The sequence below is a fragment of the Agromyces sp. Y575 genome, from assembly GCF_059445445.1.
In genome coordinates this window covers 1,186,123-1,212,885 of sequence record NZ_JCAIUI010000001.1, presented here as the reverse complement: position 1 = coordinate 1,212,885, position 26,763 = coordinate 1,186,123, and the positions used below count along the sequence as shown (strand labels likewise).

Annotated in this window: 23 protein-coding genes and 1 tRNA gene; 21 read left to right on the top strand and 3 right to left on the bottom strand. The window is 68.3% G+C overall.

Features of this window, described 5'->3' with window-relative positions; genetic code table 11:
- Positions 1-129: 129 nt before the first annotated feature.
- The 7 genes from AC1C2U_RS05775 to pth all read left to right on the top strand — a co-directional run bounded on the left by AC1C2U_RS05775 (position 130) and on the right by pth (position 7,465).
- On the top strand, positions 130-1,425 hold the full coding sequence (locus AC1C2U_RS05775; protein WP_495360743.1) for an ABC transporter substrate-binding protein: 1,296 nt from the start codon (positions 130-132) through the stop codon (positions 1,423-1,425).
- Positions 1,426-1,473: 48 nt separating this feature from the next.
- Complete coding sequence (locus AC1C2U_RS05770) at positions 1,474-2,424, top strand: carbohydrate ABC transporter permease (protein WP_495360742.1); 951 nt, start codon at positions 1,474-1,476, stop codon at positions 2,422-2,424.
- Positions 2,421-3,317 carry a carbohydrate ABC transporter permease gene (locus tag AC1C2U_RS05765; RefSeq protein WP_495360741.1) on the top strand — a complete coding sequence of 299 codons (897 nt, stop codon included), beginning with the start codon at positions 2,421-2,423 and terminating at the stop codon, positions 3,315-3,317. Before AC1C2U_RS05770 ends, AC1C2U_RS05765 begins: the two co-directional genes overlap by 4 nt.
- A gap of 7 nt (positions 3,318-3,324) precedes the next feature.
- Positions 3,325-4,470, top strand: coding sequence for a galactonate dehydratase (dgoD, locus tag AC1C2U_RS05760; RefSeq protein WP_495360740.1), 1,146 nt, complete (start codon positions 3,325-3,327; stop codon positions 4,468-4,470).
- 57 nt (positions 4,471-4,527) lie between these two features.
- A complete protein-coding gene (gene manD, locus AC1C2U_RS05755) occupies positions 4,528-5,766 on the top strand; it encodes a D-mannonate dehydratase ManD (RefSeq protein WP_495360739.1) in 1,239 nt (412 codons plus the stop codon).
- Positions 5,767-6,089: 323 nt separating this feature from the next.
- Complete coding sequence (locus AC1C2U_RS05750) at positions 6,090-6,719, top strand: 50S ribosomal protein L25/general stress protein Ctc (protein WP_495360738.1); 630 nt, start codon at positions 6,090-6,092, stop codon at positions 6,717-6,719.
- A 116-nt stretch (positions 6,720-6,835) separates the two neighbouring features.
- The gene (gene pth, locus AC1C2U_RS05745) at positions 6,836-7,465 is read left to right on the top strand and encodes an aminoacyl-tRNA hydrolase (protein WP_495360737.1); all 630 of its coding nucleotides are present in this window, start codon (positions 6,836-6,838) and stop codon (positions 7,463-7,465) included.
- Between the two features lie 110 nt (positions 7,466-7,575).
- Here pth and AC1C2U_RS05740 read toward each other — a convergent pair whose 3' ends face one another.
- On the bottom strand, positions 7,576-8,286 hold the full coding sequence (locus AC1C2U_RS05740; RefSeq protein WP_495360736.1) for a ribonuclease H family protein: 711 nt from the start codon (positions 8,284-8,286) through the stop codon (positions 7,576-7,578).
- Positions 8,287-8,429: 143 nt separating this feature from the next.
- On the opposite strand from AC1C2U_RS05740, the gene mfd reads away from it, so the two are divergent.
- Positions 8,430-12,131 carry a transcription-repair coupling factor gene (gene mfd / locus AC1C2U_RS05735; RefSeq protein ID WP_495360735.1) on the top strand — a complete coding sequence of 1,234 codons (3,702 nt, stop codon included), beginning with the start codon at positions 8,430-8,432 and terminating at the stop codon, positions 12,129-12,131.
- Positions 12,132-12,286: 155 nt separating this feature from the next.
- Here the strand turns inward: mfd and AC1C2U_RS05730 are convergent, their stop codons facing one another.
- Both AC1C2U_RS05730 and nhaA read right to left on the bottom strand, forming a co-directional pair.
- Positions 12,287-12,583: a hypothetical protein gene (locus tag AC1C2U_RS05730; RefSeq protein WP_495360734.1), complete on the bottom strand. Its 297-nt coding sequence runs from the start codon at positions 12,581-12,583 to the stop codon at positions 12,287-12,289.
- A gap of 38 nt (positions 12,584-12,621) precedes the next feature.
- The gene (nhaA, locus tag AC1C2U_RS05725) at positions 12,622-13,821 is read right to left on the bottom strand and encodes a Na+/H+ antiporter NhaA (protein ID WP_495360733.1); all 1,200 of its coding nucleotides are present in this window, start codon (positions 13,819-13,821) and stop codon (positions 12,622-12,624) included.
- 151 nt (positions 13,822-13,972) lie between these two features.
- On the opposite strand from nhaA, the gene AC1C2U_RS05720 reads away from it, so the two are divergent.
- The 13 genes from AC1C2U_RS05720 to AC1C2U_RS05660 all read left to right on the top strand — a co-directional run bounded on the left by AC1C2U_RS05720 (position 13,973) and on the right by AC1C2U_RS05660 (position 26,757).
- Positions 13,973-14,704: a MazG family protein gene (locus tag AC1C2U_RS05720; protein WP_495360732.1), complete on the top strand. Its 732-nt coding sequence runs from the start codon at positions 13,973-13,975 to the stop codon at positions 14,702-14,704.
- Positions 14,705-14,714: 10 nt separating this feature from the next.
- A complete protein-coding gene (locus tag AC1C2U_RS05715; RefSeq protein WP_495360731.1) occupies positions 14,715-14,882 on the top strand; it encodes a hypothetical protein in 168 nt (55 codons plus the stop codon).
- A gap of 167 nt (positions 14,883-15,049) precedes the next feature.
- The gene (locus AC1C2U_RS05710; protein WP_495360730.1) at positions 15,050-15,493 is read left to right on the top strand and encodes a DUF6841 family protein; all 444 of its coding nucleotides are present in this window, start codon (positions 15,050-15,052) and stop codon (positions 15,491-15,493) included.
- 88 nt (positions 15,494-15,581) lie between these two features.
- Complete coding sequence (gene hisS, locus AC1C2U_RS05705; protein WP_495360729.1) at positions 15,582-16,850, top strand: histidine--tRNA ligase; 1,269 nt, start codon at positions 15,582-15,584, stop codon at positions 16,848-16,850.
- A 177-nt stretch (positions 16,851-17,027) separates the two neighbouring features.
- On the top strand, positions 17,028-17,954 hold the full coding sequence (locus tag AC1C2U_RS05700; protein WP_495360728.1) for a putative endonuclease domain-containing protein: 927 nt from the start codon (positions 17,028-17,030) through the stop codon (positions 17,952-17,954).
- A gap of 255 nt (positions 17,955-18,209) precedes the next feature.
- The gene (eno, locus tag AC1C2U_RS05695) at positions 18,210-19,490 is read left to right on the top strand and encodes a phosphopyruvate hydratase (RefSeq protein WP_495360727.1); all 1,281 of its coding nucleotides are present in this window, start codon (positions 18,210-18,212) and stop codon (positions 19,488-19,490) included.
- Between the two features lie 77 nt (positions 19,491-19,567).
- Positions 19,568-20,416, top strand: a complete 849-nt coding sequence (locus AC1C2U_RS05690) for an FtsB family cell division protein (protein WP_495360726.1) — start codon at positions 19,568-19,570, stop codon at positions 20,414-20,416.
- Entirely contained in the window at positions 20,413-21,006 is a 594-nt protein-coding gene (locus tag AC1C2U_RS05685; protein WP_495360725.1) for a DUF501 domain-containing protein, read from the top strand. Before AC1C2U_RS05690 ends, AC1C2U_RS05685 begins: the two co-directional genes overlap by 4 nt.
- Positions 21,007-21,068: 62 nt before the next feature.
- Positions 21,069-22,346 (top strand): S8 family serine peptidase, encoded by a 1,278-nt coding sequence (locus AC1C2U_RS05680; RefSeq protein WP_495360724.1) that lies wholly within the window; start codon positions 21,069-21,071, stop codon positions 22,344-22,346.
- A 49-nt stretch (positions 22,347-22,395) separates the two neighbouring features.
- Entirely contained in the window at positions 22,396-23,802 is a 1,407-nt protein-coding gene (locus tag AC1C2U_RS05675; RefSeq protein WP_495360723.1) for an NAD(P)/FAD-dependent oxidoreductase, read from the top strand.
- Between the two features lie 51 nt (positions 23,803-23,853).
- Positions 23,854-23,927: transfer RNA gene (locus AC1C2U_RS05670), tRNA-Leu, on the top strand.
- A gap of 114 nt (positions 23,928-24,041) precedes the next feature.
- Positions 24,042-25,367 (top strand): non-hydrolyzing UDP-N-acetylglucosamine 2-epimerase, encoded by a 1,326-nt coding sequence (gene wecB / locus AC1C2U_RS05665; RefSeq protein WP_495360722.1) that lies wholly within the window; start codon positions 24,042-24,044, stop codon positions 25,365-25,367.
- Entirely contained in the window at positions 25,360-26,757 is a 1,398-nt protein-coding gene (locus tag AC1C2U_RS05660; protein ID WP_495360721.1) for a glycosyltransferase, read from the top strand. The genes wecB and AC1C2U_RS05660 overlap by 8 nt, the downstream gene beginning before the upstream one ends.
- Positions 26,758-26,763: the final 6 nt, after the last annotated feature.

The following is a 26,763-nucleotide window of genomic DNA, read 5'->3' as shown; positions in this document are numbered from 1 at the left end:
CAGCTTGTGAGTTGAATAAGTATGACGTTATTTGTTATGTTGCCTGCATTGAGATGACGTAGCGATCGTGAAGTGCGGAATCTCGTGCACCGAGGAGTGCATCATCACCAAGACACAGAGGAAGTCGTAATGAAGCGATCTGTCATCCGAATCACCGGGCTTGCGACCGCCGCCCTGCTCCTGGGAGGCGGGCTCTCGGCCTGCAGCTCGGGCGGCGATGGCGGGGAGGGCTCCGACACGGTGCGCGTCACGCTCGTCAACCACGTGTGGACCGACATCATCAAGGAGAAGATCCCCGAGTTCGAGAAGGAAACGGGCATCACGGTCGAGGTCGCCCAGTTCGGAGAAGACCAGCTCTCCGACCAGTACAACGTCAAGCTCAACGCGGGCACCGACGAGATCGACGTCATGATGTACCGCCCCCTCCAGGAGGGCAAGCTCTTCGCCAAGAACGGCTACATGGCCGACCTGAGCGACCGCGTCACCGCGAGCAGCGACTGGGACTGGTCCGACTATCAGGAGGGCCCCGTCAGCTCGACGAGTTATGACGGCCAGGTCGTCGGCGTGCCGATCATCACCGAGCAGGAGGTGCTCTACTACCGCAAGGATCTGCTCGAGGCAGCCGGCCTCGAAGTTCCCAAGACGATGGACGACCTCCTCGCCGCGGCGGAGCAGATCAAGAACGAGAACCCCGGCATCGCGGGCTTCGTGGCCCGCACCGGCAAGTCCGCGGCGGTCACCCAGTTCTCGAGCTTCCTGTACAGCTATGGCGGTGACTTCATCGACGAAGACGGCAACGCGAGCGTGAACACGCCCGAAGCGAAGGCCGCGTACGAGACCTACGGCAAGCTGATCCACGACTTCGGCCCCGAAAACGTCAGCACCGACATGAGCTGGTCCGAGGCGATGGCCATCTTCACGCAAGGCGGTGCGGCGTTCTATACCGAGGCTGACAGCCTCTACAAGAACGCGACCGACCCCGAGAACTCGAAGGTGTCCGATACCGTCGGTTTCGCCCCCATCCCGGCCGGTCCCGACGGCTCCAAGGCATACAACGTGCCCTCGTGGGCGCTCGGCGTCAACGAGACTTCCTCCAACCAGGACAACGCCTGGAAGTTCATCGAATGGGCGACCAGCCAGGAGATGACGCTCGAGATCCAGCAGGCCGGCGTCCCCGGCGCCCGCGCCTCCGTGTGGGACGACCCTGCGGGAATCTCGACCTACCCGACCGACCTCGCCGAGGCGATCGCCATCAGCACCAAGAACGGCGTCGGCCATGACCGACCGCTCGTCATCAAGGTCCCCGAGGCGCGTGAGATCGTCGGCGATCCGATCGTCGTCGCCATCACCGGTGGAGACTCGGATGCCGCCGCGGATGCCGCGAACGAGGCGCTCCAGGCGCTCCTGGACGAAGAGAACCAGTAGCAGCACCCAGCATCCAACCCTGGATTCTCACTCACAAGGAGGTGAACGATGATTGCGACGACCAGCACCCGTACAGCGGCAGAGACCGGCATCCGCCCATCGCCACAGAAGGCGTTCTCTGACTGGGCGAATCGCCGCCGCAAGTGGCTGTTCGCCTCCCCGGCGATGATCATCGTCGGCCTGCTGGTCGCCATCCCGCTCGTCTGGACGATCTATCTGAGCTTCACCAACTCCGAAGGATCGGTGCGTGCCGAGCACGAGTTCATCGGCTTCGAGAACTACGCCGAGGTCTTCACCGACTTCGACCGTTTCTGGCCGGCGGTCTGGCGCACCTTCCTGTTCACGGGCGGTGTGCTCATCGTCGAACTCGTGCTCGGCATGGCCATCGCCCTGCTCCTCTGGCGCCCGTTCCGCGGCGAGCGCTGGGTGCGTGTCGCCATCCTGCTGCCTCTCGTCGCGACCCCCGTCGCAGTCGGCATGATGTGGAAGCTCATCTTCGACCCCAACATCGGCTTCGCCAACCAGCTGCTCGGCTTCTTCGGCATCCCACCGCAGCCGTGGCTGTCGGGTGAGCTGACGGCCCTGCCGACCCTCATGTTCGTCGACATCTGGCAGTGGACGCCGATGGTCGTGCTCATCCTGCTCGCAGGCCTCACCTCCCTCTCCGACGAGCCCGACGAGGCGGCCCGTATCGATGGCGCCAGCGCGTGGCAGCGCTTCTGGTACGTCACGCTGCCGCTGCTCAGGACGACGGTCATCGTCGCCATCCTGCTGCGCAGCATCGATGCGCTCAAGACCTTCGACATCCTGTACGCGACGAAGGGCAAGGGCGGCGGCTCGTTCCACGAGGTCGAGACGCTCAACGTCTACGCCTACGGGCTCAGCTTCGACTACAACGACTACGGCGTCGCATCCGCCGTGCTCATGATCTTCTTCCTGCTGATCATCGCGATCATGTGGGCCATCACGTTCAGAAGAAAGGAGAAGGCGTCGCAATGACCACGACCGTCGAATCGACCACGACACAGGCTGCCCCAGCGAGTTCACCGCCTCCGCCGTCGGCCCGTCGGCGCACGCCACTGCGCTCCCGCGCCTACAAGTGGTTCCGCGCCGTCTCGCTCATCGTCATCGTCGTCGTCTTCATCCTGCCCCTCGCCTGGATGCTGCTGTCGTCGTTCAAGACGAACGTCGACATCTACGACGTCGGCAAGACGCTCGCGTTCACGCCCACGCTCGACAACTTCGCGAACGTGCTGGGGCGCGACAACTACTTCCAGTTCATCTTCAACAGCGCCTGGATCGCATTCGCCTCGACGGCGCTCTCCCTGCTGGTCGGGGTTCCGGCCGCCTACGCGATGAGCCGGTTCAGCATGCAGAAGTCGGCGGGCATCGTGCTGCTGGCACGCATCATTCCCGGTGTCAGTCTGCTCGTACCGTGGTACTTCATCTTCGCGAACCTGCGCATGGTGGGCGACTACAGCGTGTTGATCCTCTCGCACATGTTCGTCGCGCTGCCGCTCATCGTGTACATCATGATGTCGTTCTTCGACTCGCTTCCGGAGGACCTCGAAGAGTCGGCGCAGGTCGACGGGCTCACACCGATCGGCGCGTTCCTCAGGATCACGCTGCCGCTGTCGACCCCCGGTATCGCGACGGCGGGAATCCTGTCGATCATCTTCTCGTGGAACAACTTCATGTTCGCGCTCGTGCTCTCCGGCGCCAACACGAAAACCCTGCCCGTGGCGATCTTCAACTTCGTGTCGTACGCGAGCATCGACTGGGGAGGACTCATGGCTGCCGCCGTCGTCGTGACCGTGCCGATCATGGTCATCGCCCTGTTCACCCAGAAGTACATCGTGTCGGGGCTCACCGCCGGCGCGACGAAGGGCTGATCCCGCCGTGCTCATCGATCGCGTCGAGACCTTCATGGTCGCGCCCCGCTGGCTGTTCGTCCGCATCGAGACGGACTCGGGCGTCGCAGGCTGGGGCGAGGCATCCCTCGAAGGCCACTCGGCAACGGTCCGCACCGCCGTCGAGCAATTCGCCGAGTACCTGATCGGGCGCGACCCGCTCACGATCGAGGACCACTGGCAGGTACTCAGCAAGTCCGGCTTCTACCGGGGCGGGCCGGTGCTCTCGAGCGCCGTCTCGGGTATCGACCAGGCGCTGTGGGACATCGCCGGACGTCACCTCGGCGTGCCCGTGCATCAACTGCTCGGCGGAGCGGTGCGCGACCGCATCCGGGCTTACGGCTGGGTGGGCGGCGACGACCCGGCGGAGATCGCGGATGCCATCGGGGCTCAGCTCGATGTCGGGCTGACCGCGGTGAAGATGAACGCGAGCGGCCGGATGAGCCGCAACGGCTCGGCGGCTGAACTGGATGCCGTCGTCGAGCGGGTCGCCGCTGCCCGTGAGGTGCTCGGCCCGGCCCGCGACATCGCCGTGGACCTCCACGGGAGGTTCACGCTCGCGACCGCGCGCCGCATCGCGCCGCTGCTCGAGCCGTTCCACCCGTTCTTCCTCGAGGAGCCGATCGTGCCCGAGAACTCGCATGCGATCGGTGCACTCGTCTCGTCGACGACGATCCCCGTGGCGACGGGCGAGCGGCTGTACAGCAGGCAGGAGTTCCTTCCCGTGCTCGCGGCCGGAATCGCCGTCGCGCAGCCCGACCTGTCGCACGCCGGCGGCATCAGCGAGGTGCGTCGCATCGCCTCCCTCGCCGAGACCTACGACGTGCAGTTGGCGCCGCACTGCCCGCTCGGGCCGCTCGCGCTCGCTGCCTGCCTGCAGGTGGGCTTCGCGACGCCGAACTACCTCATCCAGGAGCAGAGCATCGGCATCCACTACAACCGGGGCGCCGAGGTGCTCGACTACGTGCTCGACACGGGGCCGCTCAAATTCGTCGACGGCGCCATCGAGCGACTGACCGGGCCGGGCCTCGGCATCGAGATCGACGAGGCCGCCGTGCGAGCGGCCGACAGGGCCGGGCACGAATGGCGTTCGCCGATCTGGCGGCACGACGACGGTTCCCTGGCGGAATGGTGACGAGATGACCCGGAGATCTCGCCGGCCAGAGCCACTCTCAGCAGAATAGGATCCATCATGAAGATCGAACGCGCGGAAGTCATCGTCACCAGCCCCGATCGCAACTTCGTCACTCTCAAGCTGACGACCGACGAGGGCATCACCGGGCTCGGCGACGGAACCCTCAACGGCCGGGAGCTCGCGGTGGTGAGCTATCTCAAGGACCACGTGGTGCCTCTGCTCATCGGCCGCGATGCGTCGAAGATCGAGGACACCTGGCAGTTCCTCTACCGAAGCGCGTACTGGCGTCGTGGTCCGGTCACGATGGCGGCGATCGCGGCCGTCGATGTCGCGCTCTGGGACATCAAGGCGAAGGCCGCCGGGATGCCGCTCTACCAGTTGCTCGGCGGGGCATCGCGAACCGGTCTGCTCGCCTATGGTCACGCCTCTGGCAAGTCGAACGAGGAATTGTTCGACAGCGTGCGTTCGTACCAGGAACAGGGGTACCGGGCGATCCGGATCCAGACCGGGGTGCCCGGTCTCGAGTCGATCTACGGCATCGCCTCCAATGCCACCCTCGAGGGGAACACGGGCGTTCGCTACGACTACGAGCCCGCCCAGCGCGGCGCGTACCCGAAGGAGGAGGATTGGGACACCCGCTCGTACCTGCGCCACGTGCCGACGGTGTTCGAGGCCGTTCGGGCGGAGTTCGGGCCGGAGTTGCCGCTCCTGCACGACGGCCATCACCGGATGACGCCGATCCAGGCCGCCCAGCTCGGCAAATCCCTCGAGCCCTACGACCTGTTCTGGCTCGAGGACTGCACGCCCGCTGAGAACCCCGAGGCGCTGCGGCTCGTGCGCCAGCACACGACCACCCCGCTCGCCATCGGCGAGATCTTCAACACGGTGTGGGACTACCAGCAGATCATCCGTGAGCAGCTCATCGACTACGTGCGCAGCGCGGTCACCCACACGGGCGGCATCTCGCACCTGAAGAAGGTGCTCGACTACGCGGCGCAGTACCAGATCAAGTCGGGCATGCACGGGCCGACCGACATCTCACCCGTCGGTATGGCCGCAGCCATGCACCTCGGCCTTGCAATCCACAATTTCGGCATCCAGGAGTACATGAAGCACGGTTCGAAGACCGACGCGGTCTTCGAGCAGTCCTATACCTGGAAGGACGGACTGCTGCACCCCGGTGACAACCCGGGCATCGGCGTCGACCTCAACGTGGATGAAGCGGGGAAGTACCCGTACGAGCAGGCCTACCTCCCGTACAACCGACTTGCGGACGGCACAGTCCACGACTGGTGAACACCGCGTTCTGAACACCGAGTCGCGCGCGGTCGTCGGGCCGGGGCCGGGGTCGATGTCGGCGCTCCCGCAGACGAGGTCGTGGCGGCCGCGGTGACGAGGCCGCGCGGCATCCGGTAGACTTGTCCATTGGACTTCGGCGAGGGATGCCTCACTGGTCGCGAGAGCGGGCGGCGGCATCCGTGATCGACGCGGTAGGAGCAGGCTCCACGGCTTTTCCTCACGCATTTGCGCACATTCGTTGCGCGCGTTCGAGTCGAGACAACAGACACACGATCTGGGCCGCCAGCGCCTCCAAAGCCGGGCCCAGCAAGGAGAAACAAATGGCTGAAGACAACAAGGTCGTCGCAGACGCGCGCGAATCGTTCGGCAAGGGTGCGGCCCGCAAGCTCCGCGCCGCCGGCAAGATCCCCGCGGTGGTCTACGGTCACGGCACCGACCCCGTGCACGTCGCGCTCCCGGCGCACCAGATCGGGCTGATCCTCCGCAAGGCGAACGCCGTGCTCGACCTGCAGATCGACGGCAAGAGCCAGCTCGCCCTCGTGAAGGACGTGCAGAAGGACCCGGTGCATCAGGTCATCGAGCACCTCGACCTCATCGTCATCAAGAAGGGCGAGAAGGTCCAGGTCGAGGTGCCCGTGCACCTCGAGGGCGAGCCTGCCCCGGGCATGATCGCCGACCTCGACCAGCACACCCTCTCGCTCGAGGCCGAGGCGACGCACATCCCCGAGCGCGTCGTCGTCAACGTCGAAGGCCTCGAAGAGGGCGCGCAGATCCTCGCGGGCGCCGTCGAACTGCCCAAGGGCTCGACGCTCCTGTCCGACCCCGAGGCGCTCGTCATCAACGTGCACACGCCGCAGAAGGTCGACCTGGGCGAAGAGGCCGCTGAAGAGGCCGCCGAGGGCGAAGCAGCTGAAGGCGCCGAAGAGGCCGAGGCCGAGGCGGCCGAGTAGCACTCGCACCACTGCACTCGCACCACTACCGCGTCGGGGCCTCGCCTCCCGCATCCGGGTACGCTCGGAATGCGGGGCGCGGGGCTCCGGCCGTTTCTCGCTCGCTCGGAGGTCAGATGGGATTCCTCGACCTGCTGCGCCCTCGCCGGAAGGACGACACCGTGGCCCAGAACACCTGGCTCGTGGTCGGCCTCGGCAACCCCGGCGCGCAGTACGCCGGCAACCGGCACAATGTGGGCCACATGGTCGCCGACGAGCTCGCCGCACGACTCGGAGCGCAGTTCAAGAGCCACAAGACGCCGTCGCGCGTCGCCGAGGGATTCCTCCGCCCGGGCGGCCCGAAGCTCGTCATCGCCAAGCCCAACGGCTACATGAACACCTCGGGCGGGCCGGTCTCGGCGCTCCTGAAGTTCTATTCGGTCGAGCCGGAGCGACTCATCGTCGTGCATGACGAGCTCGACCTGCCGTTCGACACCGTGCGCTTGAAGCAGGGCGGCGGGCATGGCGGGCACAATGGGCTCCGCGATATTCAGAAGGCCACCGATTCAGGGCCGTTCACGCGCGTGCGTGTCGGCATCGGCCGCCCTCCCGGCCGGCAGGACCCAGCCGATTTCGTACTGAAGGACTTCTCGAGCGCCGAGCGCTCGAACCTTCCGAACCTGGTGTCGGATGCCGCGGACGCGGTCGAGGCGGTGGCGAGCGAGGGGCTCGTGGCGGCGCAACAGCGGTTCCACGCGCCCGGCTAGGTGCAGGACGACAGGATCAGCTCGCCGCGGACTCAGGGGCTCGTGGCGGCGCAACAGCGGTTCCACGCGCCCGGCTAGGTGCAGGACGACAGGATCAGCTCGCCGCGGACTCAGATCAGCCCGCGGAGGAATTCGTCGGGCGGAAGGCCCTCGGCTTGGGCGCGCACGCGGAGCCGATCGAGTTCTTCGGTCGAGAGCTCGAGCGTGATGCTGTGCCACGCCTCGGGCTCGGGGTCGAGGCTGAACAGCGCGCCGTCGTCGAAGGCGGGCGCGACGGCGTCGGGTGTTGGCGCGGGTTCCGGTACGGCGTCGGCTGCAGGCGCGGGTTCGGCGATCGTCGCCGAGCCGTCTGTCGCACAGGCCCCGCTCCACCCCGGGCCGCCGGGAACCGACAAGCCGCGTTGGTACGCCTCTGCGACTGCGCGAGCGCGCACGTCGGCCGCCTCGTTGAGCTCGTGGCCCACGTGGCCCTTCACCCACTCGAAGCGGTAGCGGCGCCCGGCGAGCGCTTCGTCGAGCTCCTGGAGGAGCTCGATGTTCATGACCGGTTTGCCGTCTGCCTTTCGCCAGCCCTTGCGCTTCCAGCCGGGCATCCACTTGGTGACCGAGTTGATCACGTACTGGCTGTCGCACTGCACGAGGAGGTCATCGTCGAGGTGGGCCGTAGCGCGGAAGAGTTCGAGCACCGCCTTCAACTCGCCCTGGTTGTTGGTGGCGTGCTTCCACCCGCCGGCGGCCCAGCAGCTGTCGTCGACGTACCAGGCCCAGCCGGCCGGGCCTGGGTTGCCGAGGGCGGATCCGTCTGCGGCAGCGGTGATCATTACGGGAGCCTCCTGGCGTTCGACGTGCGCGCCCATCGTATCGGCGCGACGCCGTGCGCGCGTGCGGCGGCAGGTCGCGTGCGGATCGTCTCGGGAGCCGCGAAGCCGGACCGTGTGTCGGAGGTGCCGCGTAGACTCGTCGGGTGAACCTCCAAGGCTTTCTCACGGCGCTTTCGCGCGCCGCAACCGTCGACGCCGCGCTCGCCGAAGCCCAGAGGAACGCTGACTTCTCGGCCCCCGACGGCCTCGACGCTCCACTGCTCGCCGGCCTCCTGCAGCGCCGCGCAGAGGCAGGACTCCCGCCGGCGCTGCTCGTCATCACCGCCACGAGCCGTGAGGGCGAATCCCTGAGGGCGTCGCTTGCGCCGTACCTCGCCGATGCAGAGCTGCTCGAGTTCCCCGCATGGGAGACACTCCCGCATGAGCGGCTGAGCCCGTCGGCCGAGACCGTCGGCCGACGGTTGCATGCGCTGCGCCGCATGCACGACTGGGCGGCGGCCGGCTCGAAGCATCCGCTCGTCGTGGTCGCCTCGGTGCGCGCGGCACTGCAGCCGCTCGCTGACAATCTCGCCTCGCTCGAGCCCGTCGAGCTCGTCGCCGGAGGGCGCGGGTACAACCTCGGCGACCTCGCAACGAAGCTCGTCGACCTTGCATATGCCCGCGTCGACATGGTCGCGCGTCGGGGCGAGTTCGCCGTGCGCGGCGGCATCCTCGACGTCTTCCCGCCCACCGCCGATCACCCCATGCGGGTCGAGTTCTTCGGCGACGAGGTCGAAGAGCTGCGCGCGTTCTCAGTCGCCGACCAGCGCTCGCTGCCCGAGGTCATCGAGCGCGTCTCACTGCCGCCGAGCCGTGAACTGCTGCTCACCGGGCCCGTACGCCAGCGGGCCCGCGAGATGGTGCACGAGTTCCCGAGCTTGTCGGGGCTGCTCGAGAAGATCTCGGAAGGCATCCCCGTCGAGGGCATGGAATCGCTCGCGCCGGCACTCCTCGACCGGCTCGTGCCGCTCACGCACTATCTGCCGGAGGGGGCCGCCGTCGCGGTGCTCGCGCCGGAGCGTGTCGCCGGCCGGGCCGTGAGCCTTGGGGAGACCAACCGCGAGTTCCTCGGAGCTGCCTGGAGCGCAGCCACAGCGGGCGCCGAAGCGCCGATCGATCTCGCGGCAGGTGACTTCCTCACGGTGCGCCAGTTGCGCGATTCGGTGCTGTTCAGTGCGCCAGGGCAGCCAGACCCCCGGCGGGTGTGGTGGAACTTCTCGGGCTTCGACATGGGCGATGCGGCCGAGGTCGTCGCGGCGGCCGGCGGCGAGACCGCGGCCCGCGTTGCGGGCGGTTCGGCCACGCTGCGTCTGGCGGCGAACGCGATGCCGAGCTTCCAGGGCAACGTCGCCGGCGCGGTCGACCACGCCGGCGAACGCCTGCGCGACGGGTGGAGTCTCGTCGTGGCATCCGCCGGTCACGGTCTCGTCGAGCGCGCACGCGACGTGCTCGCAGAAGCAGGACTCGCCGCGCGGATCGTCGACGAGGTTCCGCCGAAGCTCGAGCCCGGCGTCGCCTACCTCGTGCAGGCCGATGCCGCGCGCGGCTACGAAGTGCCCGAGCTGAAGCTCGGCCTCATCGCCGAAGCCGAGTTCTACGGTCGCTCGGCCGGCTACGACGCACGGCAGGGCAAGAAGCTCGCCAGTCGTCGCCGCAACGTCGTCGATCCGCTGCAGCTGAAGACCGGAGACTACGTCGTGCACCAGACGCACGGCATCGGCAAGTTCATCGAGATGGTCCAGCGCGAGGTAGCCACCGGCTCACGCCCGACCGGACCGAGCCGCACTGCGGGCATCCAGCAGCAGCCGACCGCGGTGCGCGAGTACCTCGTCATCGAGTACGCGCCATCCAAGCGAGGTCACGCGGGCGACCGGCTCTTCGTGCCGACCGATCAGCTCGATCTGCTCTCCCGATACGTCGGCGGCGAAGCCCCGTCGCTCTCGAAGATGGGCGGCAGCGACTGGTCTCAGGCCAAGGGCCGTGCCCGCAAGGCGGTGCGCGACATCGCCGTCGAGCTCGTGAAGCTCTACTCGGCGCGCATGGCGGCGAAGGGCCACGCGTTCGGGCCCGACACGCCCTGGCAGCATGAACTCGAAGAGGCATTCCCGTTCGTGGAGACACCCGACCAGGTGCAGACGATCGACGAGGTGAAGGCCGACATGGAGCGGCCGATCCCCATGGATCGCCTGCTCGCGGGCGACGTCGGGTTCGGCAAGACAGAGGTCGCCGTTCGCGCCGCGTTCAAGGCGATCCAAGACGGCAAGCAGGTCGCGATGCTCGTGCCCACGACGCTCCTCGTGAAGCAGCACCTCGAGACGTTCAACGAGCGGTACGCCGGATTCCCCGTGCACGTGCGCGCCCTCAGTCGGTTCCAGTCCGACAAAGAGGCGAGGGACACCATCGCGGGGCTCGCCGACGGCACAGTCGACATGGTCATCGGCACGCATCGCATCCTCACCGAGAAGGTGATCTTCAAAGACGTCGGCCTCGTCATCATCGATGAGGAGCAGCGCTTCGGCGTCGAACACAAAGACTCACTGAAGAAGCTGAAGACCAACGTCGACATCCTCGCGATGAGCGCGACTCCGATCCCGCGTTCGCTCGAGATGGCCGTCACCGGCATTCGCGAGATGTCCACGCTTGCGACGCCGCCCGAAGACCGGCATCCGATCCTCACCTTCGTCGGGCCGTACTCAGAACAGCAGGTCTCCGCGGCGATCCGCCGCGAAATGCTCCGTGAGGGGCAGATCTTCTTCGTGCACAACCGGGTCTCCTCGATCAACCGCGCCGCCGCGCAACTCGCCGAGCTCGTGCCCGAGGCGCGAATCGCCGTCGCGCACGGCCAACTGAACGAACACGTGCTCGAGCAGATCGTGAGCGACTTCTGGGAGCGCAAGTTCGACGTGCTCGTTTCGACGACCATCATCGAGACAGGCCTCGACATCACGAATGCGAACACGATCATCATCGATCGCGCCGACAAGTACGGGCTCAGCCAGCTGCACCAGCTGCGCGGCCGCGTGGGCCGTGGCCGTGAACGCGCGTACGGCTACTTCCTCTACGACCCGGCGAAGCCGCTCTCCGAGACCGCGCACGACCGCCTCTCGACCATCGCTGCGAACAACGAGCTCGGCAGCGGCATGCAGGTTGCGCTGAAAGACCTCGAGATCCGTGGTGCAGGCAACCTCCTCGGTGCCGAACAGGCCGGCCACATCGCGGGCGTCGGCTTCGACCTGTACCTGCGCATGATCGGCGAAGCGGTCGCCGCGTTCCGCGGCGATGTGGCGCAAGGGCAGACCGAGCTCCGGCTCGAACTGCCGGTCGACGCACACATCCCCGAATACTACGTCGACAGTGAACGACTGCGGCTCGAGGCCTACCAGAAGCTCTCCGCCGCGAGCGGCCCTGCCGCCAAAGACGGGCAGATCGACCAGGTGCTCGACGAACTCGTCGATCGCTACGGTGAGCCCCCCGAGCAGGTCAAGCACCTGATCGCCATTTCCCGACTGCGCCGCGAGGCACAGCGCGCCGGCCTCTCCGACGTCATCGCCACCGGGTCGAAGCTCCGCATCGCTCCCGCGAACATTCCCGACTCGCGCCGCGTGCGCCTCGAGCGCATGTACCCGGGCGCCAAGCACTTCGCCCAGAACGACGTGATCCTCGTGCCGTTTCCGGTCACCAACGGCGAGCTGCCGGGTGACGCCGACCTCATCGACTGGGTATCGCGTCTCATCATCGCGATCTTCCCGGTACCCGAGGCGCAATCGACGGATGCCGCGGCGGCTCCGACCGATGCCGTGAGCTGACCCGGAGGTACCGGAATCCGGAGCGAGCTGACCCGGAGGTACCGGAATCCGGAGCGAGCTGACCCCGGAAGTGCCGGAACCCGGAGCGAGCTGGTCTCGGAAGTGCCGGAACCCGGAGCGAAGTGCCCACGGATGTGCCGGAACCACGCCGCGAGCTAGACCTTCAGGTGGCCCCATTCGGCGAGGAACTCCTCGACCGACATCCGCTCGAGATCGGCGTTGACCGCCCGGAGCAGGGCGTCGGCCTCGTCGAGCGTGCCTGCCTTCGTTCGGATCACCGGCGAGCCGGTACCCGCGCGCATCACGACGAGGTCGGCGATCGACGGCCCGCCGAGACCAGTTGCCTCGCCCGCGAGCAGCAGGGCGGTGTGCCACGCCTTGCCGAGGCCCCGACGGCGCGGTTCGTGCAGTTCAGCGCGGAGGTAGCGGGCGGCGGGCGTGCTGTCGCTCATCAGATCAGTCTGACACGTGGGCTCGGTCTGGCACGCGGTCAGCGCGAGAACGCTCCGCCGACGCCCGCGTGACCGCCGTGCTTGCGATACTGCGCCGAGCGCAGACTCACGACGACGCCAGAGGCTGCGATCGCGATACCCGAGCCCAGCAGCACCGCGAGCGTGCCCTCGTCGGCGACCTCTGGCAGCCCGGCGAAGGCGAGCTCGTTCATGAGCAGCGAGACCGTGAAGCCGATGCCGCCGAGCGTACCCACGACGAAGAGGTCGCCGAGCGTGAGCGGGATTCCGGTGCGACGGCGAACGACGAGCGTGCCGAGGCTGCCGGCCAGCAAGATGCCGACCATCTTGCCGACCGGCAGCCCGACGAGGATGCCCCAGAACGCGGGGTCGAGTTCGCTCGGCTGCACCTGCGGCACCGCGACCATCGCCGCTGAGAACGCGAACAGCGGCAGGATGACGCCGTTCGACCACGGCTCGAGCGAGTGCACCGCCCGCCCGCCCGGGCGACGCGACATGACGAGGCCGAGCGCGACGCCCGCGATCGTCGCATGCACACCCGACTGGTAGACGAAGTACCAGGCGAGCCCGCCGAGCGCGACGAGCACGAGCGCGATCGGCCATTGCGGCCGTCGCGAGAGGATCCAAGTCGAGCGCGGCTTCATCATGCGACTGACCGCGCCGAAGAGGGCGATGGCGATGCCGGCGACGCCGAGTGATGCGAGATCGGCGTCGTCGGTGAAGAAGAAGGCGATGATCAGGATCGCGATGAGGTCGTCGAGCACCGCGAGCGCGAGGAGGAAGATGCGCACGCGGGTCGGGATCCACTTGCCGAACATCGCGAGCACGCCGAGGGCGAAGGCGATGTCGGTCGCCGTCGGAATGGGCCATCCGTCGACTGTCTCGGTGCCCGCCGTGAACGCGAGGAAGATGAGCGCGGGCACGACCACGCCGCCGAGCGCTGCGATCGCCGGCAGCAGCGCCTTCGACAACGAGTTGAGCTCGCCGATGACGAGTTCACGCTTCAGTTCGACGGCGACGATGAAGAAGAAGACGGCGAGCAGCCCGTCGCTGATCCAGTGCCCGGCCGAGAGGTCGAGGCCGAGCCACGAGAGGTCGAGGTGCTCGTTCTTCATTGCGATGAGCTCGGCGCCCACGGGCAGGTTCGCGATCACGAGGCCGAGCACTGCGGCGAGGAGGAGGAGGGCCGCTGACCAGCGTTCTGAGCGAAGGAAGTTCATGTGGGACTCCAAGGAACTCTCGTGCGCATCGGTCACGGAGACCGCCTGCGACGTCGAAGGGACGATGACGACGGTCTCCCGTCGGCCGACCAGACTTCCCGGCGCTCCGTGTTCGATCCTATCGGGGTGGGGCCGACGTAGGCTGGCAGGCATGAGCGACGCCCGCACCGAACACGCATCGGCCGAGTCCCGCGAAACGCACGAGGGACTCACGGAGCTGGTCGCGATGGTCGCCCGGCTCCGTGCGCCGGGCGGATGCCCCTGGGATGCGGAGCAGACCCACGAGAGCCTCGTGCAGTACCTCGTTGAGGAGAGCTGGGAACTCATCGACGCGATCGAGTCCGGCAGTCGCGAGGAAATGCTCGAAGAGCTCGGCGATGTGCTCTACCAGGTGCTCTTCCACGCCGACATCGCCGCGCAGACGCCAGGTGAAGACTTCGACATCGACGATGTCGCCCGTCATATGACGGCGAAGATGGTGGCGCGGCATCCGCATGTCTTCGGCGATCGCGAAGCCGAGACCGCCGCCGACGTCGTCGCCTTCTGGGAGGACCTCAAGGCCGATGAGAAGCCGCACCGTACGAGCGTGCTCGACGGCATCCCGCGCGGCATGCCGGCACTCGCGCTCGCGCAGAAGGTGCTCGGCAAGGCCGAGCGGGCGGGCGTCACGTCAGAGGCCCTTCTCACCGATTCGGTGACGGATGCCGCGGGCACGATCTCGCCCGCCACCGAGAAGGAGCTCGGCCGAACGTTGTTCGCCCTCGTGGCATCCGCTCGTTCACAGGGACTCGATGCCGAACGGGCACTGCGGCACGCGGTGCGCGCGTTCGAACACGAGGTGCGTGAGGCTGAGGCCGAGGCGGCGCCCGACGCTGTGGGCTAAGGTCCGAGGTATGTCGAAGTTCACGGACAGGGTGAAGGCGCTCTTCCGCCGACGTCGGCCGGTGACCAAGGAAGACGCCGCCGAGATCGCGGATTGGGTGAACGAAGGTGGAGCATTCGATCCCGAGGGGCCGCCGAGGGTCATCGACGACAACCACGGCGAGACGAAACAGCCCTGACTCGGGCCCGCGGCCACGCTGCGACGGGCGACGGGCGAGAGTCGTCGCGCCCGCAACACTTGGCCAGGCGCTCGCGTGCAGCGACAGGACGCCGCGGCTCGCACGGAAATGATCGCGGATGCCCCGAAGCCGGCGTACCGTCGGGTCATCGGCATCGGGAGGGCCCCATGGGGATCGCATCGGAGCGGCTGGCCGAATTCTTCGACGCGTATGCCGCAGCGCTCCGTGAGTTCGACGCGGACGCGACCGCACATCTCTGGGGACTGCCCGGGATGATCATGACCGACGAATACGCCGGCGCGTTCGAGAGTCGCGCCGACATGGAGGCGGGCCTCGCATCGTCGTACCCCATCTACCGTCGGCTCGGATTGGAGTCGGCGGTGCCAGAACTCCTCGCAGTGAGCGCGCTCACCGACACCATCTCGACCGTGCGTGTGCGGTGGAGCTACCTCGACGCGAACGATGAGGTCATCGTCACAACCGACTACGAGTACCTCGTGCGCGATGACGCCGACGGCCTGCACGTCTATCTCGCGGTCGGCATCGACGAGGCGGACGCGTTGCAACGGGCGGCCCGCGCGCGCGGCGTCGATCTCGACCTGTTCGGCTGAGGCCGCGCCCGACGCGGTTCTGGCGCCGGGCGTGGCTCGCGCGCGCCCACGCACCGCCGACGCCACCCGTGCTGGAAGAATGGTCGGCATGGCCGCATCCGTCACCCCACCGCGCGGAATGCGCGACTTCCTGCCCGCCGAGAAGGCCCGCCGCGAGCACGCGCTCGGGGTGATCCGCGACGTGTATGCGGCGCACGGGTTCGACGAGATCGAGACGCCGGTCATGGAGGACGCGTCGCGCCTGCACGCCGGTCTCGGCGGCGACAACGAGAAGCTCGCCTTCGCGGTCATGAAGCGCGGTCTCACCGCCGACGACCTGGCGCGCGCCGCGGCATCGGACGATGCCCTCTCGCTCGCCGATCTCGGCCTGCGCTACGACCTCACCGTGCCGCTCGCCCGGTTCTACGCGACGCACCGGGCCGCCCTGCCGCCCGTGTTCCGGGCCATCCAGATCGCGCCCGTCTGGCGCGCAGAGCGCCCGCAGAAGGGGCGCTACCGCCAGTTCGTGCAGTGCGACATCGACATCATCGGCGAGTCGGGGCAGCTCGCCGAGCTCGAGCTGCTCTCCGCGACCGTCGCGACGCTCGACGCGCTCGGTCTCGCCGGGTGCACGATCCGGCTCAACGACCGCCGCATCCTCGCCGGCATCCTCGGCTCGTGGGGCGTGCCCGACGAACTCCGCGAGCGCGCGCTCATCACGATCGACAAGCTCGACAAGATCGGCACCGGGGCAGTGGCGAGCGAGCTCGCCGACCTCGGCATCGTCACCGGCGATGCGGATGTCGCGGCCGAGCTCGAGGCGCTGACCGCCGCCGATTGGCACCTGGCCGATGGCGTCATGCCCCCGCCAGCGTGGCTCGACCGCGAGGCATTTGCCGAACTGCTCGCGTTGCGCGCGGCCCTGCCCGATGCTGCGATCGAGTTCGACCCGACCCTCGTACGCGGCATGGGCTACTACACCGGCACGATCTTCGAGATCGCCCACCCCGACTACGGCTATTCGCTCGGCGGCGGCGGCCGCTACGACCACATGATCGGGCGCTTCCTCGGCCAGGAGGTGCCGGCGTGCGGCTTCTCGATCGGCTTCGAGCGCATCGCGGACCTGCTGGCCGTGCGCGACGAGGCGCGTCCCCGTGCCGTCGTGCTCGTTCACGACGCGGATGTCCCTGCGGCACAGTTGCTCGCCCTGAAACGCGAGCTCGTGGCATCCGGCACCCGGGTTCGTCTCGAGCGTCGCGTGAAGAACCTGCGCGCCCTGCTCGACCGCGTGACCGCCGACGGCTTCGACGCCTTCGCGCAGGTCGGCGTCGGCACCACGGATGCAGCGTCCCTCGCGTTCCGCGACCTCGGCGCGTAGCGCGCCGCGCGCTCTTCTCCCTCTTTTCTCCCCCTCATGGTCTTCTCGTGCACCGAGAAGTCGCAGATGGCGGATTCTCCGCCCTTTCGTCGCCATCTGCGACTTCTCGACGTGCGCGTTGACGGGCCTGTGGAGAGATCGAGCCGCGACTCCGGCCTGACGGCCAAAGTCGTTGTCGTGCGGCATCGATCAACTCTGCCCGGCTTCCTGACCGGCCTCGCGTTCCACGTGCGCGACGTCGACCTGCACGAATCGAGTCGGAGCAGACTCCGCGCGAGTGACGTGCAGCATCCGTTCACGGCCGTGCGCTCGATCGGGCTCGATCTCGATTCGACGTTCGATCGATGCCGCGCCTACGAGCCGCTTCTGCGGCCGCGTGAGGCATTCAGCCACGAGACGGCTGCACTGCTCTTCGGGGTCCCGTTGCCCGCGCCGGCTCCGCTGCTCCACGTCATCGCACCTCCCGGGCTCGTCCGTGCACGCGGGCGAGGGGTCGCCGGCCACACCAGCCATGCACCTGTACCGCTGGTGCTGCAGCACGGTCTGCCAGTGGCGGAACCCTCGCTCATGTGGTGTCAGCTCGCCGCCTCGCTCGATCGTGACGACCTCGTCGCGGCCGGCGATGCGCTCGTGACCGGAGCCCGCACGCGAAGCGAGCGGAGCGTGGCGCTCACGAGCCTCGAGGAGCTCGCGCGGGCCGTCGACGGCTGGGCAGCGCGCCGCGGCGCACGCAACCTCGCGTGGGCGCTCCCGAGGGTCAGGGCCGGAGCCGAGTCGCGACCCGAGTCGCTCACTCGCCTCGTGCTCGTCGCGCACGGCCTCCCCGAGCCGGTGCCCAACGACCCGACGCCCATGACGGACGGTTCCGTGCTGCATCCCGATCTCAAGTGGGAGCGCTGGCGGATCGTGTTCGAGTACGAAGGCGACGGTCACCGCACGAACCGTGCAGTTTGGCAGCGAGACATCCGCCGCAAGCGCGACTTCGAGGCTGCCGGCTGGATCGTGATCCGCGTGACGGCAGACGATCTCTTCGTCGACCAGGCGGCGTTCATCGCCCGGGTCCGATCGCTCATCGCGCTCGCCGAGGCCCGCATCGCCCACTGAACGCTGGGGAGCTCACCGAGAAGTCGCACATGGCGACGTCCCGCCCCAGCAGTCGCCATCTGCGACGTCTCGCGTGCGGTGGGTGGACGCAGGGATGCAGGCGGGCTTCGAGCGCGAGCTCACTGCGGCGAGCGGATGCCCCGGAGGGCAGGTCGTCCGGCCGGGACGAGCGCCAGTCGTGAGCATTACTAGACTGGCTGGCGGATCACGACGGAGTCGTCCGCTGCACACCCACCCATCACAGAGGAGTTCACTGTGGCAATCATCGAAGCTGTAGGCGCACGCGAGATTCTCGACTCGCGCGGCAACCCGACCGTCGAGGTCGAGGTGCTGCTCGACGACGGCTCGCTCGCTCGCGCCGCGGTGCCCTCGGGCGCATCGACCGGCGCCTTCGAAGCGTACGAACTGCGCGACGGCGACAACGACCGCTATCTCGGCAAGGGCGTGCAGAAGGCCGTCGACGCCGTGCTCGACGACCTCGGCCCCGCCATCGAAGACCTCGACGCCGCCGACCAGCGCCTCGTCGATGCCGCCCTCATCGAGGCCGACGGCACCGAGAACAAGAGCCGCCTCGGCGCCAACTCCATCCTCGGCGTGAGCCTGGCCGTCGCGAAGGCCGCCGCCGAATCGGCCGACCTGCCGCTCTTCCGCTACCTCGGCGGCCCGAACGCGCACGTGTTGCCCGTGCCGATGATGAACATCATCAACGGCGGCGCGCACGCCGACACCGGCGTCGACATCCAGGAGTTCATGGTGCTGCCGATCGGTGCACCCACCTACTCCGAGGGCCTCCGCTGGGGCGTCGAGACGTACCACGCGCTCAAGGGCCTGCTGAAGGCCAAGGGCCTGTCGACCGGCCTTGGCGACGAGGGCGGCTTCGCCCCCGACTTCGCGCACAACCGTGCAGCGCTCGACTTCATCTCCGAGGCGATCGAGAAGGCCGGCTTCACGCTCGGCACCGACATCGCCCTCGGCCTGGATGTCGCGGCAAGCGAGTTCCACGAGAACGGCGTCTACAAGTTCGAGGGCAAAGACCGCACGTCGGCCGAGATGAGCGCGTACTACGCCGAGCTCGCCGCTGCATACCCGCTCGTGTCGATCGAGGACCCGCTGGACGAGTCCGATTGGGACGGCTGGGCGCAGCTCACCGCTGAGCTCGGCACGAAGCTGCAGCTCGTCGGCGACGACCTCTTCGTCACCAACCCGAAGCGCCTCGCCGAGGGCATCGCCAAGCACACCGGCAACTCGATCCTCGTCAAGGTGAACCAGATCGGCACACTGACCGAGACGCTCGACGCGGTCACGCTCGCGCAGCGCTCGGGCTACACGGCCGTCATGTCGCACCGCTCCGGCGAGACCGAAGACACGACGATCGCCGACCTCGCGGTCGCGACCGACTGCGGTCAGATCAAGACGGGCGCGCCCGCCCGCAGCGAGCGAGTCGCCAAGTACAATCAGCTTCTGAGGATCGAAGAGGAGCTCGGTGAGGCCGCGGTGTACGCCGGCCGCACGGCGTTCCCCCGCTACACGGCCTAGAGCAGTTCGCGTGACGGGGGCGGCCGAGTGGCCGCCCCCGTCATCGCGTTCTTCCGGGTCGACGACGAGGAGGGGCGATGCGCGACGACACCGGTCGCTCCGGCCGTGCCCCCAGACGTCCGACGGTTCCGACCCCGAAGCCCGCCTCGACCCCGAAGCCCGCCTCGACCAAGCGGGGGGCGGGCGCGTCGCCGAAGCCCGCCTCGACCCCGAAGGCGACGGGCTCCGCGAAGCCCGCGGCGACTGCGAAGGCCACGGGCTCCGCGAAGGCCACGGGCTCCGCGAAGGCGACGGGGGCCGGCAAGCCAAAGGGTTCCACGAAGGCGACGGGCTCCACGAAGGCGACGGGGGCCGGCAAGCCGAAGGGCGCCGCGAAGGCGAATGGCTCCGCGAAGGCCGCCGCACGCACCCGTGGGCCCGCCAAGGCGACCGGCTCGGTGCGATCGGGTTGGCTCAGCGGCATCCGATTCTCAGGTTTCTCCCTCATCATGATGGGAGTGCTCGTGCTCGCCGTGGTGGTGCTCGCGCCGACCATCGGGGCGTACGCGCAACAGCGGCAGCAGATCGCAGAGCTCCGCGCCGCCGTCTCCGCACAAGAGGAGGAGGTGCAGCGTCTGCGTGACGAACGTGAGCGCTGGAACGACGAGACGTTCATCGTGACCCAGGCGCGAGAGCGTCTCTACTACGTGATGCCGGGCGAGGTGAGTTACCTCGTCTACGACGACCGGACGGCAGCGGTGAAGGCGGATGCCACGGCCGAGGTCTCCGCCGACGTGACCGAATCGAAAGGCGACTGGATGCGCACCCTGCTCGACTCCGCGCTGGCCGCGGGGCTGGCGCCCGAAGCCGTGCCGCAGCCGACCGACCCCGCTCCGACCGACCCCGCGGCGACGACCGCGCCGCCCGCCGCCGAGGAGATCCGATGAGCCGCCCGCCCTTCGAGACGGTGAGCGAGCGCGACGTTCGCATCGTCTCGGCACAGCTCGGCCGCCCCGCGCGCGATGTCGTGGGCATCGCCGCCCGCTGCGTCTGCGGCGCGCCGACCGTGGTCTCGACGGCCCCGCGCCTGTCCGACGGCACTCCGTTCCCGACGTTCTACTACCTCTCGCACCCCGTCGCGACCGCGGCGATGTCGTTCCTCGAAGCGGCGCAATTGATGGTCGAGTGCAGCGAGCTTCTCGAGAGCGATCTCGAGGTCGCCGACGCCTATGGGCGCGCGCATCGCGACTACCTCGCCGACCGGGAGTCCATTGCGGTGGTTCCCGAGCTCGCCGGGATCTCCGCGGGCGGCATGCCGACGCGTGTGAAGTGCCTGCACGCGGTCGCTGCACATGCGCTTGCTGCGGGGCCGGGCGCCAACCCGATGGGCGACATCGCGCTCGAGCGCTCGAGCTGGTCGCCCGCAGTGTGCCGTTGCCCTGACTACGGAGTCGACGACGTGCAGGTCGAGGCGGACGCGGCCGGGGCCGACGACGTGCAGTTCGAGGCAGACGCGGCCGGGGGTACGACCGCGTGATTCTTCGTCGTCGCACTCGATCTGCAGAGCGCCCGCCAGGTCCTGCGCGCCGTGCTCGTGGTGTGCACGGCAGCCGCCGCCCTCTCGCGCTGCTCGCGCGGGCGACTGCCACAGTCGCTGCGGCGACCCTCCTCGCGCTCGCGGGCGCGGCGCCGGCGCACGCCGACCTCGTGCGCGACTACGAGTACTGGCTCACCGACTACGGTTTCACGACCGCTTGGAACACCACCCGGGGCAAGGGCGTCACGGTGGCGGTCATCGACACGGGCGTCAACGGCAACGTCGCCGAGCTGCGAGGCGCGGTAACGGGCGGCACGGATGTCTCGGGACTCGGCACCCCTGACGGGCAGACGCCTGTGGGCGAAGACAACACCCACGGCACCATGGTCGCGGGCCTGCTCGCCGGTCGCGGCACCGGCGAGGGCAACGGCATGATCGGCATCGCCCCCGAGGCGTCGCTGTTGACCGTCTCGGTCGCATTCGGTCAAGACACCGGCGCGGTGAAGTCGAACGACGACCAGATCGCCGAGGCGGTGCGCTGGGCGGTCGACAACGGCGCCGACATCATCAACATGTCACTGACACGCAATACCCGCGTCTGGCCCGAGAGCTGGGACGACGCGTTCATGTACGCGTTTGATCACGACGTCGTCGTCGTGGCGGCGGCCGGCAACCGAGGCAGCGGAACGAGCGAGGTCGGCGCGCCGGCGACGATCCCGGGCGTGCTGACGGTCGCAGGCGTCGACAAGTCGAAGAACGCGAGCCTCGACGCCAGCTCTCAGGGCATCACGATCGCCGTCGCGGCGCCGAGCGAACAGCTCGTCGGTCTGCAACCCGACGGCAGATACGTGATCTGGGACGGCACGAGCGGTGCGGCGCCCATCGTTTCGGGGCTCGTCGCGCTCATTCGCGCCGAGCATCCCGAGCTCGACGCGGCGAACGTCATCAAACGTCTCATCGCGACGGCCGACCCGAACGACCAGGCGGTGCCCAGTGCGCTCTACGGTTACGGCCTGATCGACCCCGTCGCCGCTCTCACGGCGCATGTGACCAAGGTCGACGAGAATCCGCTCGGCAGCCTCGCCGACTGGATCACCCTGCATCGCCGCGCCGCGGTCACGCCCACCGAAGAAGGCGGCGAGGAAGCGCCGATCGTGCCGATCGCCGATCCGCCGTTGCCGAGGTCGGATGGCGCGCAGACGCTGTTGCCCACGCCCTGGACGCTCGCCTACATCACGGTGCCGCTCTCGCTGGTCGCAGGATTTGGTACGCTAGCAGCGCTGCTGGGCATCGGCGCCACTCGGCATACCAGGCGGACTGTCCGCATTCGCGAGCAGTGATCGCACGCAAATCAGCCCGCACGTTCCAAAACTGAGGAGTCCATTCACCGTGCCCAAGATTCTCATCGTCGGCGGTGGCTATGCGGGGTTCTACACGGCGTGGAAGCTCGAGAAGTGGCTGCGTGCCGGCGAGGCCGAGGTGACGATCGTCGACCCGCTGCCCTACATGACGTACCAGCCGTTCCTGCCCGAGGTGGCGGCCGGCTCGATCGAGCCCAGGCACGCCGTCGTCGCACAGCGCCGGCACCTGAAGAAGACGAACGTCGTGACCGCAAAGGTCACCCGAATCGACCACGCGGCCAAGACCGCGACGATCACGCCCGAGTTGGGCGAGCCGTGGCAGTTCGACTACGACGTCGTCGTGGTCACGGGCGGCGCCGTCTCGCGTACCTTCCCGATCCCGGGCATCGCCGACAACGCCATCGGCCTCAAGTCGATCGAAGAGGCGGTCGCGATCCGCGACCGCGTGCTCACGAACTTCGACCTGGCTTCGAACCTGCCCCCCGGCCCCGAGCGCGAGCGGCTGCTCACGTTCGTCGTCGTCGGTGGCGGCTTCGCGGGCATCGAGGTCTTCGCCGAGCTCCGTTCCTTCGCGAGCTCACTGCTCGAGTACTACCCGCAGCTGACCTTCGACGAGACGCACTTCCACCTCATCGAGGCCATGGGGCGCATCATGCCCGAGGTGTCCCTACCGACGAGCCACTGGGTCATCAAGCACCTCGCCCAGCGCGGCGCCGAGATCCACCTCGACACGCAGCTCACGAGCGCCGTCGACGGCGTCATCGAGCTGTCGACCGGTGAGAGCTTCGAGACCGACCTCATCGTCTGGACCGCCGGCGTCATGGCGAACCCCGCCATCGTGCGCTCGAGCGACCTGCCCGTCGAAGAGCGTGGCCGCATCAAGACGCGCGCCGACCTTCGCATCGGCGACGACGAGGAGTTCGTGGCCGACGCCTGGGCAGCCGGCGACATCGCCGCGGTGCCCGACCTGACCGGTGGCGGCGTCGGCGGCTACTGCGTGCCGAACGCCCAGCACGCGGTGCGTCAGGGCAAGCACCTCGCGAAGAACATCGTCGCGGTACTGCGCGGCGAAGAGCCGAAGCAGTACTTCCACAAGAACCTCGGCGCGGTCGCCGGTCTCGGCATCGGCTCTGGCGTCTTCCAGTCGGGCAAGCTCGCGCTGACGGGCCTCATCGCCTGGTTCGCTCACCGCGGGTACCACGGCCTCGCCATCCCGAGCTGGGAGCGCAAGTTCCGCGTCTTCTGGGGCTGGTGGAACAACTTCTGGCTCGGCCGCGACATCGTCTCGCTCGCTGCGGTGCAGCAGCCGCGCGCACAGTTCGAGCTGTTCGCCGCGCGTCCGAAGCCGCCGGCCGTCGAGGCGCCGGTCCCGGCTGCCGATGCAGCCTCGAAGGCGAGCAAGTCGACCAAGAGAGAGACCGTCGCCGCCAAGTAGCGACGGCTCTGACTATGCTGTGACGCGGCGCCGCCCTCCGGGTGGCGCCGCGCTCCCGTAGCCCAATCGGCAGAGGCAGGCGACTTAAAATCGCCTCAGTCTGGGTTCGAGTCCCAGCGGGAGCACCTCGCGCTCCACCATTCCCGTGCGATTCGGACCCCGTCTGGGATGCCGACGAGCGCGACGGATCCGATCGCGCGTCTCTGGCACCGGTCGCGTCACATGGATACGGTGGGCGCATGGAGAACGCCGTGCAGGGAACGCTCGTCGTCGTCTTCGTCGTCGGCACGCGGCCGGAGGCGATCAAGATGCTGCCCGTCATCCGGGCCTTCCGCGACAGCAGCCGCTTCGCCTCGTTCGTCGTCTCGACGGGTCAGCACGCCGAGCTCGTCGCGGATGTGCTCGCCCTGGGCGGAGTCGAGGCAGACGTCACGTTCGATGTCGCAGCGCCCGGACGCAGCCTCAACCAGCTCTTCGCCGACGTGCTCGGCGGCATGAGCCGTGTCTTCGAGGGGTTCGGGCCCACTCGGGAGACGAACTACGGTGCGCCGCCCGATGGGTTCCCGGTGGCCTGTTTCGTGCACGGCGACACGTCGAGTGCTGCAGCGGCGGCGCTCGCGGCGTTCCACACCCGGGTGCCGGTCGTGCACGTCGAGGCCGGGTTGCGCACGGATGACACGCTCTCGCCGTTCCCCGAGGAGCTGAACCGTCAGCTCATCTCGCGCATCGCTGCGCTCCACCTCGCCCCGACGTTCCGCAACGAGCAGAACCTGATCCTCGAGGGGATCGATGAGGGACGCATCTTCGTGAGCGGCAATACCGCGATCGACACACTGTTCTTCGCGGCTTCGCTCGACGTACCCTACGGGGTCGCCGGCCTCGAGGACCTCGAGGACGACGAGACGACGCGCGTCGTCGTGGTGACGGCCCACCGACGAGAGAACTGGGGCGATCCGCTCGAGCGCATCGCGGGGGCCGTGGCACACCTCGCAGCGGCGTATCCCGACGTGCGCTTCATCGTGCCGCTCCATCCGAATCCGGCGGTGCAGGAGGTGCTGCGCCGACACCTGGCATCCCGCCCGAATGCCTCCTTGGTGGAGTCGATGGGCTACGCGGGATTCTCGCGGCTCCTCGGTCGAGCCGCCTTCGTCATCAGCGACTCGGGCGGCATTCAGGAAGAAGCGCCGGCGCTCGGCAGGCCGGTGCTCGTGCTGCGCGAGACCACGGAGCGGCAGGAGGGCGTGGAGGCGGGCACGGTCGAGCTCGTCGGCTCCGACCCCGAACTCATCATCTCGGCCGCATCCTTGTTGCTCGACGATCCGCGGGAGTACACCCGACGCTCGGCTCGGTCGAACCCGTACGGCGACGGCCACGCAGCCGAACGGATTCTCGCGCTCACCGAGCACGTCGTGTTCGACGGTCGCGCCCCGCAGCAGTTCGGCACCGGGCTCGACCGCAAGGGCGTGCTTCGCGCGGCGGGGTACCTCGAAGACCCGGCCGACGATCTCGCCGAGCTCCACCACGATGGTGTCGCCGACGGCCTCGGTGGTGTCGCGGGTGCTTGAACCGATCGTCTGGGGCGACTTGTTCGCCGGGGTTCCGGTCGTCTTCCAGGTGCTCTTCTGGATCGCGTTGACCTTGACGGTGATCTCCTTCGTCTCCATCTCGGCTCTCGCGATCGCGGGCTACCGGTATCGGCGAGGCCGCAGTCGTCCGATTCCCGAGGGCGCGCCGGACGCGGACGACTTCCTCTGGGTCTTCGTGGTGCCGGCGCTCGACGAGGAGGTGACGATCGCCGACAGCGTGGCGCGCCTCCGCGTCGCCGACGCACTTCGCGCGGTCATCCTGGTCGTCGACGACGGGTCGACCGACCGGACCGGAGAGATCCTGCGTGGCATCGACGACCCGAGACTGCGGGTGCTGACCCGCACACCTCCGAACGCTCGGCGCGGCAAGGCGGCCGCCCTCAATGAGGCCTACCATCACATCCGCGACGAGCTGCTGAGCGAGCCCGCGTTCAGCGGAATCCCACACGACCGGGTCATCGTCGGCATCGTCGACGCCGATGGTCGACTCGAGCGACATGCGCCGAGCCGTGTCGCATGGCATTTCGCCGATCCGCTCGTGGCCGGAGTGCAGGTGCTCGTACGCATCTACAACTCGAATCGATTCCTGACCTGGGCGCAGGATGTCGAGTTCTCGTCGTTCGGGTTCGTCTACCAAGCCGGGCGCGCTTCGTGGGGGACGGCGAACATGGGCGGCAACGGCCAGTTCAACCGCTTGTCCGCGCTGACCTCGATCACGGTGGACGACGGGCCGTGGCGGGATCGCCTCACCGAGGACCAGGATCTGGGCGTGCGGCTCATCCAGGAGGGATGGCGCGGCGCCCAGGAGAACGGCGCCGCGATCGACCAGCAGGGCGTTCCCGCCCTGCGGCGCCTCTACCGCCAGCGGGTGCGCTGGGCGCAGGGCGGCTGGCAGGCGCTCGGCCTGCTCGGTGGCACCACCCGCATCGAGCAGGGCCCGATCGCGAGGATCGACGCCGTGCTCTACATGCTGACGCCCGTGCTGATCTCCGTCGCCGGGCTCAACTTCTTCGCGACCATCGTGCTGGCCGTAGTGCTACAGGTGCCCATCCTCCCGGCGACGTTGACGATCCTCCTGCTGTTCTTCACGCTCGGGTTCGGCCCGGGCTTCATCACGCTCTTCCTCCGTCGTCGCAGCATTCGCGGATTCCTGCTCGCGCTCGTCGAGACGGTGCCGTACGCCGCCTACACCTGGATCGTCTTCCCGGTCTTCCTCACGGCGCTCGTGCGCCACTGGACGGGGCGAACGAGTTGGGCGAAGACCGCGCGCGAGGTGATCGAGCCCGAGCTTCCCGAACCGGTCGACCCGCTCGCGGGTGAACCGACGGGCCCCGCCGGTGTCGCCGGCCCGCTCCGCCCCGAAACGTGATCGGTG